Origin of the sequence: uncultured Methanobrevibacter sp., from assembly GCF_902774605.1 — an archaeon.
Taxonomy (GTDB): Archaea; Methanobacteriota; Methanobacteria; order Methanobacteriales; family Methanobacteriaceae; genus Methanocatella.
In genome coordinates, this window is sequence record NZ_CACYJE010000011.1 from 1 (window position 1) to 16,576 (window position 16,576).

At 37.4% G+C, this 16,576-nt stretch carries 2 protein-coding genes; both read right to left on the reverse strand.

Going from position 1 to position 16,576, the window contains the following annotated elements:
* Positions 1-14,762: right-handed parallel beta-helix repeat-containing protein (locus QZU77_RS04010; RefSeq protein ID WP_295600380.1), on the reverse strand; the 14,762-nt coding region annotated here is incomplete at its 3' end.
* Between the two features lie 970 nt (positions 14,763-15,732).
* Positions 15,733-16,314 (reverse strand): 30S ribosomal protein S3ae, encoded by a 582-nt coding sequence (locus tag QZU77_RS04015; protein ID WP_295600383.1) that lies wholly within the window; start codon positions 16,312-16,314, stop codon positions 15,733-15,735.
* Positions 16,315-16,576 lie beyond the last annotated feature (262 nt).

Sequence of the window (16,576 nt, forward strand, 5' to 3'; positions counted from 1 at the left end):
GCACTCTGATTTACAACTTCACCGTTTACACGAACCACTAAGGTAGCATTGCTGTTTGTGGTAACTGTGAAAGTCAAGTTGGTGTCAATCTCAATATTGCCCACATCAGCAATAGTTACGCTAGGAGCGGTCTTGTTGAGGACTTTGAATACTGCACTTACATTGTCGCATGCTTCATGTTCAAGGTCTCCAAGGTAGTATGCATGAGCTGTGTATTCGTTTACAGGCAGACTGACAGTCAGTGTGGCAATGCCATTATTATTGATCTCAACAGTGTAGTTGTAACCGTTCACTTCAATTATGACTTTTCCCCCTGTTACATTAGTCATTGTAACTGTAATTGTTGTGTTTTTGCCGACCATTACTTCCGGAGTTGCCTCAACTGTTAAATCGGTTGTTATTATTGCTATTTCGAAGTTTTCAACTGCAAATGCATCGGTGTAATTCTTATCACCATTATAAGTTGCAACGAGGTAATTGTTTCCGTAAGTCAGGTTATTTGACAATGTTGCATTGCCATTTTCAAGGTCGACTGTGTAGTTTTGACCCCTTATATAGAATGTCACATTACCGGTTACGTTTCCACTCACTGTTGCAATGACATCTGTACCGTTTTGAGTCAAGGTAACTGTAGGAGTTGCTTTAACGATTTTTACACGGAACATCTGTGATTTGTAGGAGTAGTTAGCATCACCGGCATAAATTGCATGTGAGATATATGATCCTGCGGAAAGGTTGTTCAATGTTAATGTTGCTGTGCCGTTTGTAATGTTGACGACATAGACATTGTTTCCGATTTTTATGGTCAGATTCCTGTTTGACACATCGTATGGACTGGTTTTTATTGTAATTGTTGTGTTTTCACCGTATGGATGTTCATCAGCAGTTATGGTCATTTTCCAGTCAGTATTTTGAGCCACATTGAATGTGACATTTGTACTGTTTTTGGCTGCATAGTATCTGCCTCCGTTATATGTCACATTGACTATATGGTCACCGCCTGCAAGTCCTGTGATATTGGCAAGTTGAGCTGTACCCTCATCAAGAACAACAGTTCCCCATTCGATTCCGTCAACATAAATTGTCACGTTTCCGTCAGCCATACTTGGCACTTTTACACGTACTACAGCATTGTCGCCGTAGGTGATATTGTCAACTTTAACGTCAACAGTTAAATTGTCAGTTGCACCGACAGTGAAATTGACCCGAGTCATGTTGGCATTGTAGTATGGGCTGCCGTAGTAGCTGACAAGAATATTTTTATATTCATCACTGAAGAGGTTAGGAATTGCAAATCTTGCAACACCGTCAACGATTTCAGTTACATATTCCTGAGTAGGTGTGATAGATACTTTAACGTATCCTGAAACAGGTGCCATAGCGGTAACGTTGACTGTTTCACCGGAATGGATTATGAAGTTCAGGGTTGCGTTGATATATTCAACTTCCCAGAATACAATATCGCTTGCATTTGCGGTAATTGTTACATTTCGTTTGAATACATTAAATGTTGTTTCATTGATTTCATATTCATAGTAGTCATCTCCAAGATAGAGTGCGCTCATGGTATATTGACCCGGAGCATATAATGTATCGAATCTCACAAGTAAAGTGTATGTGCCGTTTTCATATCTTCCATCCCTTGACAGTTCATATCTTTCAGTTCTTCCATTCATGGATAGCACTACAGTTCCGTTACCGTTTGTGGTAACATTTGCAAGTGCATACTGGCCGTAAACAATGTTTTCAACTACTATCTTAATCCAGGTATCACGTTTCTCGAAGAAGAATGATGTGGAATTTTCAGCACTTAAATGCACTTCATCTCCCGGATGATATGCAGTGACTGTGTAATATCCGGCAGACAGATTGTTCAGTGCATATTTTCCGATTGCCAGTGTCCATGTTGTGAATTCTCCTTCCTGTGTATGGGTGCAGTTCAATGCTGCAGGGTAATAGTTTCCGTCACCGAGCCTGAAGTATATTTGCTCGTCTTTAAGAGTGAAGTTACTTTTGACTTTAGGGGATAATCTTGCTGTAATTTCAACAATATCTCCGTTAATAACATAGCTCACATCCAAATCAAGAGGCATTTTAACGTTGACTGTACCGTTTTTATATTCATACTTTTTAAGTTTGGAATCATGAGGCATGAGATGGAAAGCGCCCTGATAGTATAGATTTGGAATTTGAATTCTGTTGTATTTCATTGGATAAGCGACATCTCCATCTTCCTGATGGACATCGTTGGTTGCATATAATGAATCGACAGATATTATATGGTTGTTTTGAGTATCATCAAGGATTTCAGCCCAGAATGTGAACTCATCCATCCATGTTACATTATATGTCTTGTTGCCTAACATTGAAATGTATGTCTGAGACCAGATTGTTCCGTTGTTGAATGTCACATAATCGAAGTTGTTGTTGTCAAGTGTAAGGTTACCGTCGTTCCATACCGCATAGGATACCTGATTGGTTTCAATGTCATAGTCATTTTCAAGATAAATCAAGTCATCGTTTGGATTTAATCCTGTGATATTATTGTTTGCTATTGTAGCATTTGCACCTCTTGCAATCCATATTGTGTTTTTACCGTCAAATGAAGAGTTGCTTATAATTGATGTTCCGGCTTGCACATATATTCCGGCGGCATTGTCGGATGATGCTGAAAGCCTTTCGAATGTTGAGTTGTCAACAGTCACATTACCGTTGATGTAGATTGCACCACCGTTACCCCATGGGGTTGAAGTGTTGTTGAACAGACTGTTTTTAACAACCGCATTGGTATTGTTGAAGTATATTGAACCTCCCTCATAGGATGCGCCTGAATTTAGGAAGCGACTGTTTTCAATTGTTACATTATCTGAATTGAGCCATGCAATGGATCCTCCGTTGCTTAAAGCAAACATTCCGCTGAATGTTACATTGGACAGTAATGAATTGCTTGCATTTATTGCGGTTATGGTACCCATTGCGTGAGATTCAACTTCTGAAAATACTGTGTTTACAATAGTAAGGTTGTTTGCATTTTCATAGAATAGCGCTCCACCGTCACCATAGGATGAGTTTGTTGCATCCACATAACCTGCACCTACAGAATGGTCGAATATACATTCGGATATTGAGAGATTAAATGACTGGTGAGCCGCAATTGCTCCACCACGTGTTAAACCGATTGAATATGTGAAGTTTGATTTAGTAATGTTTACATTATTGCCGTATAATACGATTGATCCTCCTTCACCCACTGCACGTGAACCGGTAAATCTTGACTCCTGAATGGTCATGTTGTCGGAAAGAGCACCTACATATAATGTACCTCCGTTTACAGCGAATGAATCTTTAAAGGTAGTGTTGTAGATATATCCATTGCTTCCAATCCAGTCGATTGCACCTCCCTGACCGTTTCTTACGTCAGTCACATAGTTGTTGTCAAAGTATGAGTTGCGCACTTTACAGTTTGGACTGTCCCCCCTTACATAAATCGCTCCACCGCTTGAATAGGCAGTGTTGTTTATGAAGATATATTGGTTAATGTTAATACTGTCCACACCAAGCCATGCAAGTGCTGCACCGGAAATTCCTGCTTCATTTGATATGAATGTGTTGTTTCCACCGAATCCTCCGGTAGCGTTTGCTTCACGACATAATGCCGCACCGTATTCACCTGCATAGTTGGATATGAATTGGGTGTTGTTCAGACCCATCATACTTGCGTTACAGTCGATAGCACCACCGTTTTTGGTAGCTTGGTTTTCTTTAAATATTACATTGAATATTCTACTGTTGGATGAAACTCCGTTGAGGTATAATGCTCCACCGTATTCGGCAGTGTTATGTGTGAAGTTGGTGAACATGATTTCACCTGCAGATGCTCTCCAGTCAATTGCACCACCATGGTCTTGAGCCTGGTTGTCATTAAATACTGAGTAGTAGATGGTGTTTGTTGTACCGTTTCCACCTACATATACTGCACCACCGGATCTTCCGGCGATGTTTGTAAAGAAGCGAGCATCATTCATTGTTACACCTGATGCCCTTAGGTTGATAGCTCCACCGTCAGCTACAGCCTCATTTTGTCTGAATGTCACATTGTTAATGGTGGTTTGGGTTTCACTTTCCACCCATACTGCACCACCATAATGTGCACTGTTTTGGGTGAAGTTTGAGTTGATGAGTGTTGCATAGCCACCTACAATATCGATTGCTCCACCGTGACCGTGGGTTTCGTTCACGATATGGTTTCCGGTAAAGTATGACATGTTGATTATACAGTTGTCACTGCCCGGACCGACAAAGATTGCTCCACCTGTTCTTCCGGCAGTGTTGTCTATGAAGTGGTAATCCGTGATGTTGATTCCACGCACTCCCAGCCATGCAAGTGCCGCACCTGAAATGCCTGCATGGTTTGAGATGAATGTGTTGTTTGTACCGTGACCGTTTGTTGCACCGGATTCCCTACATAATGCAGCACCGTATTCACCGGCATAGTTTGAGGTGAATGTGATATTATAGATTCCAATGTTTGCAGCGTTACAGTCGATAGCACCACCGTTTTTGGTAGCGTTGTTTCCTGTGAATCTTACATTTGTCAGGTTGGTATTTGCGGACCTTCCGTTGAAATAGATTCCTCCACCATAGGCAGCTGCGTTGTTTGTGAAGTTTACATTATCCATCACACCGGCCTGTGCAATCCAGTAGATACCTCCACCGTAACCTTTTGCCTTGTTTCCGTCAAATACTGATTCAACAACAGTGTTGTTTGTTCCTACACCACCGACATACAATGCTGCACCATCCTCAGCAGAGTTGCCATAGAATTTTGTTGAATTCACATTTACCGCTGATGCATGCAGGTTGATAGCTCCACCACGTTCATAAGCAATGTTGTTTGTGAATGTTGACCTGTTGATATTTGTGTATCCGTCATAAGAGCCCACATATAATGCTCCACCCAATCTTGCAGTATTTTTTGTGAATTTGGTATTGACGATTGTAGCATTAGCTGCATAATCAACAATTGCTCCACCAACTCCTAAAATACCGTCAAGAGAACTGGATTGATTATAATAATATGTAGTATGGTCAGTATACTGGATTGTCTTATTAATTTGACTAGGTTCATCATATCCTCGAGCGGAATAATACATTGGAGAGCCATCCCATGCATTCCAATCAAATGAGCCTAACCAGTTAATAGTTTTATTGGTTACGTAGTTGTTTTCAAAGTTACAGTCAATGATTGAACAGTTATGACTGTCAGGACTTACATAAATTGCTCCTCCACTTACATCAGCAGAGTTGTTGATGAATGTATAATTAGTGATTTTGATTCCAACTGAACCCATCCATCCAAGAGCTGCACCTGATACATATGCATGGTTATTTTTGAAAGTGTTGTTTTCACCAGAACCACTTTGAGCATTAATTTCTCTACATAAAGCAGCACCAAACTGAGCATAGTTTCCATCAAATATTGTGTGAGATAAAAACATTTTAGAAGCATTACAGTCAATAGCTCCACCATTGTATTTAGCGTGATTGTCAATGAACTCACAGCCTGAAATTCTACTTTCATCAGACCTACCTCCAAAGAATAATCCTCCACCATAATCAGCACAGTTACTGATGAATTTGGTATCATTCAGATAACCTGATGAAGCAACCCAGTTAATAGCTCCACCAAGACCCTCACCAGGAGTCTGTCCTTTAGCTACATTACCTTGGAAAAGAGAGGAATAGATATAATTAGCAGTACCTTCACCACCAACAAATAGCGCTCCACCTCTGGTAGCATTGTTATAATAGAAATTAGATGCATTAATAGTAACTGCAGATGCAACTATACTAATAGCACCACCAGTGGTTTTTGCATAGTTATGAGTGAAGTTGGATGTGATAACCTTAATTTCAGTAGATCCAACACCCACATATAGTGCACCACCATCAAATGCTCTGTTTCTTGCAAATGTAGAGTTGACAATTGTACCTTTCTGTGAGTACCATTCGATAGCACCACCATGGCCCTGAGTATCTTCATTAGCAACATAATTGTCTTCAAAGACACAATTTGAAACATTACAGTTAAGACTGCCTTCACCAACATAGATTGCTCCACCGCTGAAACCTGCACCATTATTGTAGAAATAATATTGATTAATACTGATACTTGATGCATTTAACCATGCAAGTGCTGCTCCTGCAGTCTGAGCATAGTTGTTTGAAAATATATTATTGTGACCGTGCCCGAATGTAGCATTGATTTCCCTACATAAAGCTGCACCATAATCCGCATAGTTACTGTCAAATGTAGTGTTAATCAGTTCCATATTGGATGCATTACAGTCAATAGCACCACCATTAGTGGTTGCATTGTTATTTGTAAATGAAGTACCATATATTACACAATCTGAAGCGGAAGCATTGAAGTATATTCCTCCACCTAAAACTGCGTAACTGTTGGAAACAGATGAATTCAATAATGCACCATTTTTGCCTGCCCAGTATAATGATCCTCCAATACCAATAGTATTATCGTCAAGTTCACCATTACCAAATGAAAATGTTTTATTGTATATTCCACTTGCGTTACCTCTAGCAAAATGTATATTTTTAAAGGTCACATCATTAGAGGTAATATAAAATATTCTTGAAAATCCTAATGCATTTACAGTATAATCATGTCCATCAATGATAATTGGATGAGAGATATCTGTAAGATTCATACAGCCTTTATCATACTCATCATCAAATGTATAAGCCCTTGGTAATGATACATGATAAGCACCATCATCCTTGAGACCACGAGAAATGGCCTGTTCTATTAACCGTTGAAGACGTTGGAAATCACCCATAAGTTCACCGTGTGCTGTATCAAAAGTGAAATTTTGTTTATACATGTAGTTTTCATCTGAAAATCCGACAGTAATATTGTATGTTTGATTTTTCTTAAGGTTACTGAAAGTTGCATAGATTCCCAATTCTGAACTATAATGTTCCACATAATTTTCAGTAGTTATATTAACTTCACGAACTTCCTCACCGGTAGTGGCGTCAACTAATTTAATAGTAACATTAAGGAACCTTCTAATTGAATCCCTTGGATTATCTATATAAACTGTAATATATGGGTCATCCATATCTGATTCAGTTTTAATACGTAATATATAATCCTGATTGTATTCAAATAAGGAAGTGGAGATAAATTGAGTGTTGGTATCAGTATCCTTAAGGTTTGTTCTTCCAGCAGAGGCAGGAACGCCTAAACCATCGAAATTATTATAATCCCTGTATTTTGTAAGGCCATTATTGGATATGTATAAAACTGCACCACCATTGCGAACAGCAATATTTTTAATAAATGTATCATTATTTATTTTAAGATTTGTATTTAATGGACCTGCATCATTATATATAGCACCACCATTATTTGCATGAGAATTTTTAAATGTAGAATCCTTAATTTCTAAATCAGATAACCCTGTATCTGTATAAACTGCTCCACCATTAAGAGTAGCATTATTTCCATAGAAGTTACATGACAATATCTTTTGATTTATATTTGCAATATAAACAGCACCACCATTTTGCTCGGCAGTGTTATTAATGAACTCACAATTTTCAACATATCTATTCTTAAATCCTTGTGATCCTAAATAAATTGCACCACCATTTAACGCATGGTTTTTAATAAAAGATGAATAAGTAACTGCTACACCTTTAGCAGCTATTGGTATGTAAATTGCACCTCCCTCTTGAGCAGAATTGCTTGTGAAAACATTTCTAGAAGTTACAACATTATTCGCATTAAATTCAAGTGCAACATAAACAGCACCACCATAATCAGTTGCAGTGTTATTTGTGAAATTGTTATTTGAAACGGTTATAATATTATTATTCGCATAAATCGCACCACCACTTAAAGCGGTGTTTCCTGTGAAATTGTTGAATGATACAGTGGTTGACTGTTGAGGAATGTAGATAGCTCCACCAAATTGTGTTGCAGTATTGTTAATGAATTCCATATTGCTGATTGTAACAGAACCTTTATCCCAATAAAGGCCTCCACCATATCCTGCAGTATTATTTATGAAAGTAAAAGTATCATATATAATAGTGCCTTTGGAATATAATCCTCCACCATAATTAACAGCAAAACCGCCAATCATTGTAATATTTTCTAAATTGATAATTTTAGAAGCATCAGTCCAAATAGCTCCTCCAGACCCTGCAACAGTATTTGCATCTGGACTATTTAATATAGTAGCATTATTTCCTATAAAAGTACAATTAATCATTCCATTATTGTTTCCATTAAGAGCTTTAAAAGAAACACCACCACCTATGTTTGCAGTATTGTTTATGAATTTACAGTCTATAAAGTAAATGTAATCACATTCCTTAACTTGAACAGCTCCTCCACCCCAAATATTTTTATTTGAAGTTCCTTTTGAAAGAGCAGTATTATTGATAAATGTTACATTAATAATTTTAACATCAATAGGTTTAATTGGAGAACCTTGCTTATTGGATACGTATAATGCTCCACCTTCCTTGTCAGACCATGAATTCTCAAATATACAATCACTAATTGTAAAATTAGTTTTAGGTCTTAAAAGCATAGCGCCACCTTGAACCCATATACCATTACCGTCATAATCCTCGGTTGTGATGAAATTACCATAAAAAGTACAATTATCAATTATACCATGAGAACATGTATCCCATAAAATAGCACCACCATCAGCTTTACCTTTTATAGCCTGAACTGAGTTGTTGATGAATTTAGAATTAGTAACACTACCATAACTTCCTTTTTCAGACCAGTAAAGTGCTCCTCCACCTCTTGTAGTTCTTACACCAGAAGAGAAAGTGCCTTTTGCAACAGCAGTGTTGTTTATGAATGTACAACGATCAACACTATTATATACAGATGATTCACCACCGTGCCAGAAGATTGCTCCTCCATCATATTCAGCTAAATTATTTGTAAAGGTTGAGTTGGATAGGCTAGTATGTGCACCAAGATATGAAAAGATTGCTCCTCCATCCCATAAAGCAAATCCTTTATCAAATGTGGAATTGACAATAGTACAATAATTACTTTCAAGATAAATTATTCCACCCTGATATGCAAATGAATTTGTAAAGTTAGAGAATGAAATATTTGCATTGTTACCTTTAATATAAATCGCACCACCTAAATTGGTTGTAGCATAACTGGTTGGAGAAGTTCTTGCAAAGGTCAAATTGAATGTTGAATTTTTAACATTAGCATTAACCCCTAAAATATAAATAGCTCCACCACTAACGGTAGCATTGTTCATAGCAAAGTGAGAATCCTCGATTGTAGCATTTACTGCATCAATATATACTGCTCCACCATAGGTATCTGATGAAGTACGTGTAATAGTTGAATTAATTATTTTTGAATAATCACCTTTAATATAAACTGATCCACCTTCTTTTCCTGCATGAGCAATAGTCAAATCGGAATCTGAAATGGTAGTATTTACACCATCCACATATATTGATCCACCCTGACCGTTAGGAGCCTGTGAAATAGATGCATTTATTCCTGAAATATTAGTATTAAGACCACCAACATAAATAGCTCCACCACTACCATGAACGGCTATTGTAATATTAAATCTTGAATCAATGATTGATGCTGAATCACCTTTAACATAAATTGCACCACCATTACCGTTAGTGTGAACTCCATTAATGACTGAACCTGAAGCATTTGTCATTCCAAAAGTGGAATTTTCAATTGTTGCATTAAATCCTGCAACATAAATAGCTCCACCATTCTCATCAGCAGAACACATCATCAATGAAGAACCATTAACAATTGCATTCTGACCTGCAATGTAAATAATACCTCCATTAACCTTAGCATGAGACCTGCTTAAGTTAGTGTCTATGATGGATGCATCATTTCCTAAAATGTATATGGATCCACCGTTTCCACCAACCAATACTTCTTTTTTATTTATAATTACATTATAACCTGTAGCATTAGCCATAGTTATAGTGGATTTTTCAATATTAGCATTAGTACCGTTAACAAATATTGCACCACCGTCGCCATAAGCAATACACATTCCAATATAGGTGCCTGTAATGTTTGTATTTTCACCCAAAATGTAAATGGCTCCTCCATTATATGTTGCATTACCCATTGTTAGATTAGATCCGACAATTGTGGAATTCGCACCTCTTACGTAAATTGATCCGCCATAATCTGCGAAACTGTGAAGAGCAGTAGCGTTGTCAATTGTAACATTGTTTCCCTGGATATAGATGATTCCACCACGTTTAGCATTGGACCTGTCAAAGCTACAGTTGATAATGTTTGAGAAGTCACCTAATACATAGATGGAACCTCCACCATAAACCTGATTGTCAGTACCGAAGGTTACATTACATTTAAAGAAAGTGGATTCAGTAATATTTACATAGTTACCGGTAGCATAAATTGCACCACCGTCAACAATTGCTGAACTCATTTCAAAGTGAGATTTGGTTACAAGTGCATTGTTACCTGTAAGACAGATTGTACTTCCTTTTGGTCTTGAAGATTGAAGTGTGTGACCGGTAGCACTATTTATTATACAGGTAATGTTATACATCAGACCGTCTTCACCAGTCCAATAGATTGCTCCACCATCGTCTCCGGCAGAGTTTTTAGTGAATGTGGAATTATATAATTTACAGTCATCACCAATTACATATATTGCACCACCGTCTTCAATTGAATTACATCTGTCAAAGGTACAGTTCTTGATGATAGTGTAGTTACCTGTAATAAACATTGCTCCACCCCAGGTTTCATTATCTTTTGCTCCTTCTGCTATATTAGCATATACAACTCCTAAAGTGAATGTGGAGTTTTGAATTGTTACATTGTTACCTACAAGACAGATTGTACCCCCTTTTGAAGTTGAACCGAATCTACCTAAAGCAGTGTTATTGTAGAATGTGGAATCATAAACACCACATAAATCAGCACCGTGGTCGAAGTTGATTGCACCACCATCATCATAAACAGTGTTGTTTGTAAATTCACAGTGAGTGATGTTGTTGTTTGTTGAACCTTCATCGAAGTTAATCGCTCCACCGTTTCTACGAGCAAGGTTGTTGTAGAATTTGGAGTCAATGATTTTACAATCCTTAGCGTTTACGTCAAATGCAACTGCTCCACCATGACCTGTGAGCTTGTAATTTACTTTAGTATCACTATTTGCATCATTTCTTTCCTGAGTATAGTTTGCCCATGTGTTGTTTGCTACACCTTCAGCATAGTTGCTTTCAAATTTACATAATTCAAATGTTGCATTCTTATTGTCCTGTAAAAAGACTGCTCCTCCACGACCTACTGATGTACAGTTGGTAAATGTAGCATTGTAAATGTATAAATGGTCACCGGTAATCATGATTGCACCAGCATCCCCACCTGTAGTGTTTGTATCCCAGTGGCTTGAATCCCAACCGGCATATTTTACAAGACCGTCTTTACTGGTTTTTAAAGATCCTCCAAAGGAGGTTGCATTAATGATAGTGATGTTTTTCATTTCACCATAATCACCATCGTAGTAGATTGCACCAGCGGAACGTGCTGCACGGGTGTTGTTGAATGTACAGTTGATTACTTTACCGTAGTTTGCACCGGCGAGCCAGTCTACTCCTCCACCGTTTGTTCCGGAGGTACAGTTTTCAAAGTAACAGTTGGTGAATTCCACATGGTCTCCACCGGTCATGTATGCTGCTCCTCCACGGCGTGCGGAGTCTGAATTGTAGAAGTTACAGTTGTCGATGTATCCAATGTTTCCACTCCAGAGGATTGTTCCTCCGTCACCTCCGAAGAACTGGTCGATACCCCAATCCTGTGGGGATGGGCAAGTATCGTTAATAATGGTGATTTGGTCTAGGAGTAACCATCTATTTTCACCATTCTTATTAACATATACCCATGACTCGTAATGAATTCCGTCAGTGACTGTCTGATTGATGACATATAATGTGTTTAATTCAGTGTTTTCAGGTTTTTCACTCACTACTTTTATATTATCCAATGTTAATGTAAGGTCATATTGCAATGAGGTTCCTAATGCATCATTGTTGGTGAAGTTACAGTAGCTTACATTACCTTCAGTTCCTTCCCAGTAGAATGCTCCACCTGATCTGCCTGCAGTGTTGTCGATGAACACTGAATTGTATACTTTTCCGTTGCTTGATCCTTCTGCAAAGCTTATTGCTCCACCGTTACGGGCCGCTGTGTTATTATAGAAGTATGAGTCCTTAACTACACCAAGGGAGTTTCCTATATCGAAACCGATTGCACCACCGTGTCCGGTACGTGCTGGGTTGAATCCACTGGATTCATCCATACGGTCATAGTAGGTGTTGTTTGCAGTTCCCAATGCCCTGTTGCTAGTGAAATTACATAATTCGAATGTCACGTTGTCATTGTCTTGAAGGAACACTGCTCCTCCACGGCTGGTTGCTGTACAGTCGATGAATGTCATATTGTATAGGTATTCATGGTTACCTGTAATCATTATTGCACCACCATCACCACCAGTAGTGTTGGTGTCCCAGTGACTTGAGTCCCAACCGGCATATTTAACCTTACCGTCACGACTGGTTTTAAGTGAACCACCATATGCAGTGGCATTTATGATAGTGATATTCTTCATTTCACCATACCAACCATCATAATATATTGCACCTGCGGAACGTGCTGCACGAGTATTGTTGAATACACAGTTGTATATCTTACCATTGTTTGCACCTGCCAGCCAATCTACTCCACCACCATTTGTACCTGAAGTGGTGTTGGTGAAGTTACAATTATTATATGTTACATAGTCACTACCAGTCATGTAAGCTGCTCCACCACGACGTGCTGAGTTTGACTCAATGAAGTTACAGTTTTCAACCAGACCGATGTCACCACTCCACAGTATGGATCCACCATCCCCTCCGAGGAACTGGTCTATTGCCCAGTCAACTGGTGAAATGGTTAGGGCATAAGTAGTTGTTTCATCTAACAAAACTGGTTCATTTGTATCATTTAGGGTATATGACTTGAATACTCTTAGACCATTTTCAGTATAGTTGAGTACATATAGCTTACCTTTTTCCATATTGGTTGGTAAAACATTGCTGTTGATGAGGATTATGTCACTATAGGAGAGGGTCATATTATATTGTAATGCTTCACCTGTTGCCCTGTTGTTAATGAAGTTGGAGTTCCTCACTATACCATTGATACCATACCAGAATATTGCACCACCATTACGTTTTGCAGTGTTGTCTATGAATGTTAGATTATCAACTATACCATCATGAGCACCTTCATACCAGTCGATTGCACCACCATTAGTTTCAGCAGTATTGCTTCTGAAGTATGAATTAGTGAAAGTAGTGTTTGTACAATTACCTTCTACACTACCTTGCAGGAATACTGCACCACCACGTGCTGCTGCCCAGTTATTTATGAAAGTGGAATTATCCACTACACCATTAGAACCAGTCCACATTACTGCACCACCATCACCACCAGTAGTGTTATAACCGTATGAACTTGGTGCATCTACAAGACCATATGCTTTATTATCAGTGAATGATACATTTCTTATCTCTCCATCAGTACCATACCAATATACTGCACCACCACTACGCATAGCAGTATTATTTTTGAATGTAGAATTGTATAATTTACCATCATGAGCACCACGATACCAATCTACTGCACCACCATTTACACCAGCATAGTTATCTTCAAATGTACTTAAATCTATGGTTAAATTATCACAATTTTCATCACTAGCACCTTGCATGAATACCGCACCACCACGGCGAGATGCATTGTTACCTATAAATCTTGAATTAATTATATCTCCATTGTGTCCAGTCCACATTACTGCACCACCATCACCACCTGTACTATAATAACCATAAGTACTTTGGCCCATAGCAATACCTAATGCTTTATTATTGGTGAAGTTACTATCTTTAATATCACCATCAACACCATACCAAAATACAGCACCACCACTACGTTTAGCAGTATTGTTGACAAAGTTGGAGCCAATCAACTCTCCATGTGTAGCTCCCTTATGCCAATCAACAGCACCACCATTCACACCGGCAGTATTGTTTGCAAAGTAACATGAAGTAATCTTACTTGCATTACTGTTCTCAAGATATATTGCACCACCATGCACACCAGCTGTATTGTTCATGAAGTTACAGTTGATGATCTCTAGGGTGTCGTCACCTTCCACATAAATTGCCCCACCTGACTGGGTTGAATAACCGTTGATGAACCTGATGTTTTTCAGGATTATGTCAGGTGCATTAATGTCAAATATCCTAGCCTGCCCATTACCGTCTATGGTGTATCCGTCACCGTCAATGGTTATTGAACTTGTAATGCTAATACCATTTAGGAATGCTGAATCCGTTTCTGGATTGTATGTGTAGTTTTGGGTTAATTTATATTCATTTGCCCGATTATGCAGCAGAGCATCCAAGTCGGAAAATGATCCTCCTCCGCTTCCTGCTTGCAGATTATCATCTACCTCAATCGAGGTTGAAGTAAGATTGTCGTTCGTATCAACGCTTTCACTAACCGATACCGATAGTGTTTCGTTTGCATCACTTTCACCTGCATCAGAGGCAGTTGCTGTGCTGAATGATAATGCGATACATATTAAACATATTATTAATATTATTGCCTTCTTATTCATAGTACACCCCCTCCTATTGTCATGACAATATCAATACATATGCCATTATGGAGAGTTTATTACGATATTTGTATAAATTGAAATTAATATATAAAGTTAACTAAGTTAAAGTAAAAATTATCAGAGATGAGTCCTTAAAAAATAAGATGCATTGAACAAATCATTAAGAATTATCTTAATTTAAAAAAAATAATCATAATTAAAAATCAATACGCATAAACTGTAAATAAAAATAAATTGTATTATGAAAAATTAAAAAAAATTAACATAATTCATCAAATTACATTATAATTAAACTTTTTTTCAATAAACCTACAAATGTTATTCAATTTAATAGAAATTAAAAATTGAATTTAACAGTGATTTAATCCATACATCAAAAAAAGCATTTAAACCTGTTTTAATCGTTGATAAACTGTTAAAAATCCTTTGAATCATCAAGTTTAATTTAAACAAAAACAACCCTACTAAAAGACATCAACATCCAATACGATATTGAAATATTAACTGACAGTACAATAAAGCAAAAAACACCAACTTTAACACGATTGCAAGCAAAAAGCAATATTCATGTGAACTTGTTCGTATGAGCCTAAACGAAAACAAATTTAAAGAGGAGAATGAACGAAAATCAAATCATAAACACATGTAAAAAATAAATCACAACACATAACATATTTTCAAATAATCAAATGATTTTTAAAGTTAAACATGAATATTTGACAAATATCAGCACCCCATTGAACAAACAGGCAAAATCCATGTGAGTTCCATGATTTCAAGCAAGAAAATGCGGTGAAAAAATGTGGTCGTTTAATTGAATTTAGCCTCAATAAAACAATGTTGAATCATGAAAACTTCAACGAAATTAGCCATATATAATATTATAATAAATGGTTTGTGAAAAATTAGTTAAGAATTGAAAGTACAGATAGATAAAGTTATGAAAAAAAGAAAAATAGAAGTAATCTTATTTGATTACTTTACTTTTGATGATTTCCACTCTTTTGAGAGGGTAGATTTTTTTAGCGTTGTGGTAAATCTCGGATGCTAACTTACCGTTAACACACACTTGCACCAATTCATCGAATGATCTTTCAGCTGCAGCTTCGACGAGCAAGTCTTCAATGGTTTTTCTCATGTATCTTTGTTGGGAAGATTTAGCCCTTCTGATGGTTACAGCCAATACTTGTAATTTTAATTTGCGATCATCTTTTGTTTTAACGATTGCGGAAGCGTCGATTCTGGAAGTTCCTCTTCTGATCATGCTTCTAACGTAATCGGTAGTGGTTTTGTGTCCAGTGAATTTGGTGTTTGCAACTGTTCCTGCAACATTGTCGATTTCAAACCTGAGTTTGATGTATTGTTTTGAGAAGTCACCGGTTAATTCCCTCATGGTAACTTCAACGCCTCTTCCGATGAGGAGGTCTGCATCTTTTGCTGGAGTTTCTCCAATTTCCTTGTCTTCAAAGTTCACTGGTGTTTTGATAGTATACCAGGATTTTTCTTTCCATGTATCACGTACTCTACGTCTTGCTTTTGCTTTTGCCATTATATCAACCTATATAAATTTAATCTATAATACTAGCGTTTTCGCCATAAAATTTTATAAAATATTCTTATTAAGTATAGAAGATAAACTGAACTGTAAAAATGATTTTAAATAAGTATAGATTTACAATCGTTTATTTAACTATTGTGAGTTATCCTCACGTTATTTTAAGAAAATATATCTAATTAAGTTTTATTTTTTAAAACCCGCCCATAAAGGTTACAATTAACTATTTTATTCATACTATATAAAGATTATTGAA

Excerpts from the sequence above, each read along its gene's own strand:
- QZU77_RS04015 (WP_295600383.1), bottom strand. The coding sequence starts at position 16,314 with ATGGCAAAAGCAAAAGCAAGACGTAGAGTACGTGATACATGGAAAGAA.